The sequence below is a fragment of the Affinirhizobium lemnae genome (assembly GCF_022968395.1).
Classification (GTDB): Bacteria; Pseudomonadota; Alphaproteobacteria; order Rhizobiales; family Rhizobiaceae; genus Neorhizobium; species Neorhizobium lemnae.
Window position 1 is genome coordinate 1 of the sequence record NZ_JALJQZ010000093.1, and the last position, 5,450, is coordinate 5,450.

The 5,450-nt window shown below is 55.6% G+C and carries 7 protein-coding genes and 1 other RNA gene; 4 read left to right on the forward strand and 4 right to left on the reverse strand.

Annotation, left to right across the window (positions count from 1 at the left end):
- Positions 1–185 precede the first annotated feature (185 nt).
- The 4 genes from MUU53_RS22855 to ssrA form a co-directional block, all read right to left on the reverse strand.
- Positions 186–401: a ribbon-helix-helix domain-containing protein gene (locus MUU53_RS22855; protein ID WP_247262898.1), complete on the reverse strand. Its 216-nt coding sequence runs from the start codon at positions 399–401 to the stop codon at positions 186–188.
- Between the two features lie 56 nt (positions 402–457).
- The gene (locus tag MUU53_RS22860; RefSeq protein ID WP_247262899.1) at positions 458–652 is read right to left on the reverse strand and encodes a DUF4169 family protein; all 195 of its coding nucleotides are present in this window, start codon (positions 650–652) and stop codon (positions 458–460) included.
- A gap of 21 nt (positions 653–673) precedes the next feature.
- Positions 674–1,186 carry an SspB family protein gene (locus MUU53_RS22865; RefSeq protein ID WP_247262904.1) on the reverse strand — a complete coding sequence of 171 codons (513 nt, stop codon included), beginning with the start codon at positions 1,184–1,186 and terminating at the stop codon, positions 674–676.
- A gap of 132 nt (positions 1,187–1,318) precedes the next feature.
- Positions 1,319–1,696, reverse strand: a transfer-messenger RNA (tmRNA) gene (gene ssrA, locus MUU53_RS22870).
- A gap of 115 nt (positions 1,697–1,811) precedes the next feature.
- Between ssrA and MUU53_RS22875 the strand changes: the two genes are divergently transcribed.
- The 4 genes from MUU53_RS22875 (at position 1,812) to hflC (ending at position 5,337) form a co-directional block, all read left to right on the forward strand.
- On the forward strand, positions 1,812–2,606 hold the full coding sequence (locus tag MUU53_RS22875) for a thymidylate synthase (RefSeq protein WP_247262900.1): 795 nt from the start codon (positions 1,812–1,814) through the stop codon (positions 2,604–2,606).
- The gene (locus MUU53_RS22880) at positions 2,606–3,145 is read left to right on the forward strand and encodes a dihydrofolate reductase (protein ID WP_247262901.1); all 540 of its coding nucleotides are present in this window, start codon (positions 2,606–2,608) and stop codon (positions 3,143–3,145) included. The genes MUU53_RS22875 and MUU53_RS22880 overlap by 1 nt, the downstream gene beginning before the upstream one ends.
- 144 nt (positions 3,146–3,289) lie before the next feature.
- Entirely contained in the window at positions 3,290–4,408 is a 1,119-nt protein-coding gene (gene hflK / locus MUU53_RS22885; RefSeq protein ID WP_247262902.1) for an FtsH protease activity modulator HflK, read from the forward strand.
- Positions 4,405–5,337 (forward strand): protease modulator HflC, encoded by a 933-nt coding sequence (gene hflC, locus MUU53_RS22890; protein ID WP_247262903.1) that lies wholly within the window; start codon positions 4,405–4,407, stop codon positions 5,335–5,337. The genes hflK and hflC overlap by 4 nt, the downstream gene beginning before the upstream one ends.
- Positions 5,338–5,450 lie beyond the last annotated feature (113 nt).

Genomic DNA, 5,450 nt, shown 5'->3' on the forward strand with positions numbered 1-5,450 from the left:
ACAGAACATAAATCTGATTTGCATCAAAACCGGAACCCAAAATCCGATTCCAACTAAATTCATCCAGCTCTAGTTGTGTGCCCTTTGAACCCTGAGTTCAGGTCCAAATACGATCAGCTCAAGGCTACTGGAAAAGCGCCAGACATTAAACCCGATACTCTAACACCGTAGCTGGCAGAAACTGGTTACGTGTGCTGTGCCTTGATCCACTGCATGACATAAACCCTGAGCGCGGAAGACAGATTGCTCTCGGCCTCGCGATTATCATCGATTTCAGCAATTAGGCCCGCAAGGCTAATCTGGCGCGTTTTCGCGATAAGCTTCAGTTCGTCCCAGAAAGCATCCTCAAGACTGAAGCTTGTACGGTGTCCATGGAGGGTCGCGGAATGCTTGCGGATCATGACAGCGTGCTCACGCCATCGTATGGTGCGCTGAAGACGTGACAAGAGGCCGACACTTAGTCAGCCTCGTCGTTCTTTTCCAGTTTGCCTTGATCAAGCTGCTTTGACGCTTTCTCGTTCAATGCCCTGGTCAGAGATTTTTCCTGTTTGGTTCTGCCGAATGTGATGCGGTTCTGCTCTGCTTGCCTCTCCTTTTCGGAGCGAGCCTTGACCTTGCGGGCCGATTTCAGGTTGATAATGTCAGCACACATGGCAGCACCCGGGCATAGTATTCAGTGCTTCTTGCGGAAGGAGTCCAGCGAGACAACGGAACCCGTGCCGGGCTTCTTGTCGTCATCAGACTTTGCTTCTTCCTCGGAGGCAGGCTTGGCCACAGCATCCGCAGGATAGGCCGTGATCTCTGCAGAAGCCTCTTCCTCATCCGCCAGCGGAACCTCGAATTCAAGTTCGAAGTTCACGGAGGGATCGTAGAAACCGCGTATAGCGTTGAATGGAATGTAGAGCCGCTCGGGCGTATCCGAGAACGAAAGACCGATCTCGAAATGCGTATCGGATACTTTCAGATCCCAAAACTGGTGCTGAATGACGATTGTCATTTGTTCCGGATACTTGTCTTTCAAATGAGTCGAAATCCGAACACCTGGGGCGCCAGTCAGGAACGTGATGAAAAAATGATGGTCGCCCGGCAGGCGGCTGGTGGCAGCCACTTCTGACAAAACCTTGCGAATAACGCCGCGAAGGGCGTCCTGTGCCAGAATGTCGTAACGGATATGATCCTGACCCATCGTCATTGTCTTCCAATCAGTTCGATGTTTTTCCTGCGATTTGTCTGCCCGTTATAAGCCAGCAAATTCTCATGCGGAAGCCCCGGATATACGAGTCATGACGAAGATAGCGAAAAACACGTGAAGCAGGAAGGTGAAGGCTTCTGTTGCCAGGTGCCTTCGGACCCCGCCTCAAGGGGCTAACCTAGAGGACTTGGAGCGGGTTTCCCGCACCGCCATTAGGCAGCGAGAGCGTAACCCTTAGCGTTGTTGTCGTTTGCAACTACACTTGTGACCCGATAACGGCGGTATCATGCCGAGCAAAAGTACGATCTTTACGCCCTTGTCGATCCTATTTCGCCCCCATCAAAAGCCGGTCCGAGACTCGTTCGCTGACCGACCGGTTTTTGGTGGAGGCGCCGGGTACCGCCCCCGGGTCCAATAGGTTTATTACACCGACCATTTATCGCCATAGCCGGAGCGAGCTCCGGCAGATCTGATATAGGTGTTTCTCTGCGCGATGAAAAGGGGAGATTGTGCATTCCCTTCATACAATTGGCAAAGCAGCGTGGATAAGACGCGCGAGCACTATCGTTTGCGGGCTTCGAGCCTATAATCGCGCTCCAGCAGAATCTACAGGCCTGTCATGAAACAGTATCTCGACCTTCTTCGCCATGTCATGGAAACCGGAACCGATCGTGGAGACCGGACCGGAACCGGCACGCGCTCCGTTTTCGGCTATCAAATGCGTTTCGATCTTGCGTACGGGTTTCCGATCGTCACGACGAAGAAGCTGCATCTGCGATCCATCATCCACGAACTGCTGTGGTTCCTGAAGGGCGATACAAACATTGCTTATCTGAAGCAAAACGGTGTTTCGATATGGGACGAATGGGCGGATGAGCAGGGGAATCTGGGTCCGGTCTACGGCTATCAATGGCGTTCATGGCCAAAGCCTGATGGCGGGCATATTGACCAGATTGCCAATCTCGTAGGTGCGATCAAGAAAAACCCGAACTCACGCCGCCACATTGTTTCTGCTTGGAACCCTGCCCAGGTGGACGATATGGCGCTTCCGCCCTGTCATTGCCTTTTTCAGTTCTACATTTCAGGAGATCGGCTCTCCTGTCAGCTTTATCAGCGTTCTGCGGATATCTTCCTCGGCGTTCCATTCAACATCGCCTCTTACGCGCTGCTGACGATGATGGTGGCGCAGGTTACGGGCTACAAGCCGGGCGAGTTTATCCATACGCTGGGCGATGCCCATATCTATTCGAACCATTTCGAGCAGGCCGAAATCCAGATGCAGCGCGAGCCTAAGCCACTGCCACGTATGGAGATAAATCCGTGCGTGACCGATCTCTTCGGCTTCACTTTTGATGACTTCAATCTAGTAGGCTATGAGGCGCATCCGCATATCAAGGCCAAGGTGGCCGTGTGATGGGCTATGACGTAAAAAAGCCGATCGTTCTCATTGCGGCGGTGTCCACCAATAGGGTAATCGGTCGCAATGGCGACATGCCGTGGAAGCTGTCGACAGATCTCAGGCGTTTCAAGGCGATGACGTTGGGAAATCCGGTCATCGTTGGCCGCAAGACCTTCGAGAGTTTCGGCGGACGCCCGCTTCCCGGCCGCCCGCATGTGGTCGTGACACGGGATCCTGCGTTTGCGGTGGATGGTATCGAAATCGTTGATTCCCTCGCCAGGGCTTTGCAGCGGGCGCAAGAGATTGCCGTGGAGACAAATGCCCGCGAAATAGCGGTGATCGGTGGTGGCGAGATCTATGCGCAGGCCCTGCCGCTCGCCGATCGCCTGTATCTCACCCATGTGGATGTGGTGATCGAAGATGGCGACACGTTCTTTCCAGTGGTTGATGACCGCATATTCGAATGTGTGGAAAGAGAACCGGTTCCGGCGGGTGAGAAGGACAATTTTCCGACGGTTTTTGCCGTTTATCGGCGTCGGCCTGCGGCCATTTGAAACATTTCGTTACCAAACACTGCGAAGTGACCCCTTGGCGCGTTGAAAGCGGTGTTGCTCATACCTATAACGAGGCAAGACCCGGCTGCCGCAAGTTCCGGCGCGGTTGATCGAGGGTGGATTTTCACGAACAAAGAGGTTTTGATGCCTTGGAGCAATCAGAATGGCGGCGGTCCCTGGGGGGGCGGCGGCAATAATCAGGGGCCTTGGGGGCAAGGCCCCAATCGCCCCCGAGGTGGCGGTGGCGGTAATGGAGGGGGTAACGGCGGACCGCCGGACCTGGAGGATATCATTCGTCGTAGCCAGGACCGGCTGCGCGGAGCGGTGCCCGGCGGGTTCAACGGAGGCGCGTTTGCAATTGTTCTCCTCGTCATTCTGGCATTCGTGGCATTCCAGTCGGTCTACACGGTTCAGCCGGATGAGCGCGGCGTGGAGCTTCGCTTCGGAAAGCCGAAGGTCGAAGTTTCAGCGCCCGGCCTCCACTGGCATTTCTGGCCGGTCGAGACCGTTGAAATCGTAAAGGTTACCGAGCAGCAGCAAAACATTGGTGGGCGCGGCAATGCGAATTCCGCCGAGGGCCTTATGCTTTCCGGCGACCAGAATATCGTTAATGTGCAGTTCTCGGTACTGTTTACGGTAACCGATCCGCGCGCCTATCTCTTCAACCTCGAAAGCCCAAACGCAACGCTGCAGCAGGTTGCCGAAAGCGCCATGCGTGAAGTCGTTGGCCGTCGTCCGGCGCAGGATGTGTTCCGCAATGCGCGCGAACAGATCTCCACTGAAGTTCGCGATATCATTCAGGGCACCATGGATTCCTATGGGGCCGGTCTTGCGATCAATGCCGTTCCGATCGAAGATGCAGCGCCGCCGCGCGAAGTCGCCGATGCCTTCGAAGAAGTGCAGCGCGCCGAGCAGGATGAGGATCGTTTCGTAGAAGAAGCCAACCAGTATGCCAACCAGAAGCTTGGTCAGGCACGTGGTCAGGCGGCACAGGTTCGCGAAGAGGCTTCTGCCTACAAGGATCGCGTTGTGAATGAGGCGACCGGTGAAGCACAGCGTTTCGTGTCCATCTACGATGCTTACAAGCTTGCCCCGGATGTGACGCGTGAACGCATCTTCCTGGAAACCATGGAAAATGTATTGAAGAATTCGAACAAAATCATTCTTGACGACAAGCAGGGCGTTGTTCCCTACCTGCCGCTCAATGAAATGATTCGTCCGAATGCGGGCTCGACCAACGCGAACCAGGGAGGCCGTCCATGAACTCCAGTCGTCTCCCGGCCATCCTCGTAGGACTTGGCCTTGTGCTGTTCCTTGCATATTCGTCAGTGTTTGTCGTGAACGAGCGCGAGCAGGCCATTGTTGTTCGCTTCGGTCAGATCCAGTCGGTTAAGTCTGAGCCTGGCCTGTACTTCAAGCTTCCATTCGCCTTCATGGATGCAGATCGCGTGCAGTATATCGAAAACCGCGCACTGCGTTTCGATATCGACAATATCCGCGTACAGGTTCGCGGCGGCGCCTTCTATGAAGTCGATGCCTTCGTGGTCTACCAGATCTCCGATGCCGGTCGCTTCCGCGGCACTGTATCCGGCGATCGTAACGCCGCCGAATCGCGTCTGCGCACGCGTCTCGATGCTGCTCTACGCCGCGTCTACGGTCTGCGGAACTTCAGCGCAGCCCTTTCCGACGAACGTTCCGCGATGATGCAGGAAGTTCGTGCTGACCTCCAGGCTGCTGCGGAAAGCCTTGGTCTGAACATTCGCGATGTTCGCATCCGTCGCACCGATCTGACGCGTGAAGTCTCGCAGCAGACTTACCAGCGCATGAAGGCTGAACGTCTCGCCGAAGCAGAACTGATCCGTGCCCGTGGTAACGAGGAGGGTCAGCGGCGCCGCGCCATAGCTGATCGTCAGGTGGTCGAACTGGTGTCGGAAGCCCAGCGCGACGCGGAAATCATTCGCGGTGAGGGTGATGCGCAGCGCAATCGGATCTTTGGAGAAGCCTTCGCTCGCGATCCTGGGTTCTTCGAGTTCTATCGTTCCATGCGGGCCTATACGGCAGCATTGAGTGACAAGGGAACGACGATGGTTCTTAGCCCGGACTCGCAGTTCTTCAGGTACTTCAACCAAAGCTCCGGCTCGACCGCAGGAAGCGAGCCGCCTGCGGCGCCAGTCCAGCCGGCACAGCAGTAATCAAACAGCCAGGGCGGCTATCGAGCCGCCCTTCGCTTGTAATCAAAGTAAACCTCCACCTACGGTGGAGGACTGGACGAGTTCTACATCGTAGTGGAGAGACCTCCGGCTTG

What these genes read in the sequence shown, in the direction of transcription:
- hflC (WP_247262903.1), top strand. Translation starts at nt 4,405, where the DNA reads ATGAACTCCAGTCGTCTCCCGGCCATCCTCGTAGGACTTGGCCTTGTG.
- MUU53_RS22860 (WP_247262899.1), bottom strand. Translation starts at nt 652, where the DNA reads ATGTGTGCTGACATTATCAACCTGAAATCGGCCCGCAAGGTCAAGGCT.
- MUU53_RS22880 (WP_247262901.1), top strand. Translation starts at nt 2,606, where the DNA reads ATGGGCTATGACGTAAAAAAGCCGATCGTTCTCATTGCGGCGGTGTCC.
- MUU53_RS22855 (WP_247262898.1), bottom strand. Translation starts at nt 401, where the DNA reads ATGATCCGCAAGCATTCCGCGACCCTCCATGGACACCGTACAAGCTTC.
- MUU53_RS22865 (WP_247262904.1), bottom strand. Translation starts at nt 1,186, where the DNA reads ATGGGTCAGGATCATATCCGTTACGACATTCTGGCACAGGACGCCCTT.
- hflK (WP_247262902.1), top strand. Translation starts at nt 3,290, where the DNA reads ATGCCTTGGAGCAATCAGAATGGCGGCGGTCCCTGGGGGGGCGGCGGC.
- MUU53_RS22875 (WP_247262900.1), top strand. Translation starts at nt 1,812, where the DNA reads ATGAAACAGTATCTCGACCTTCTTCGCCATGTCATGGAAACCGGAACC.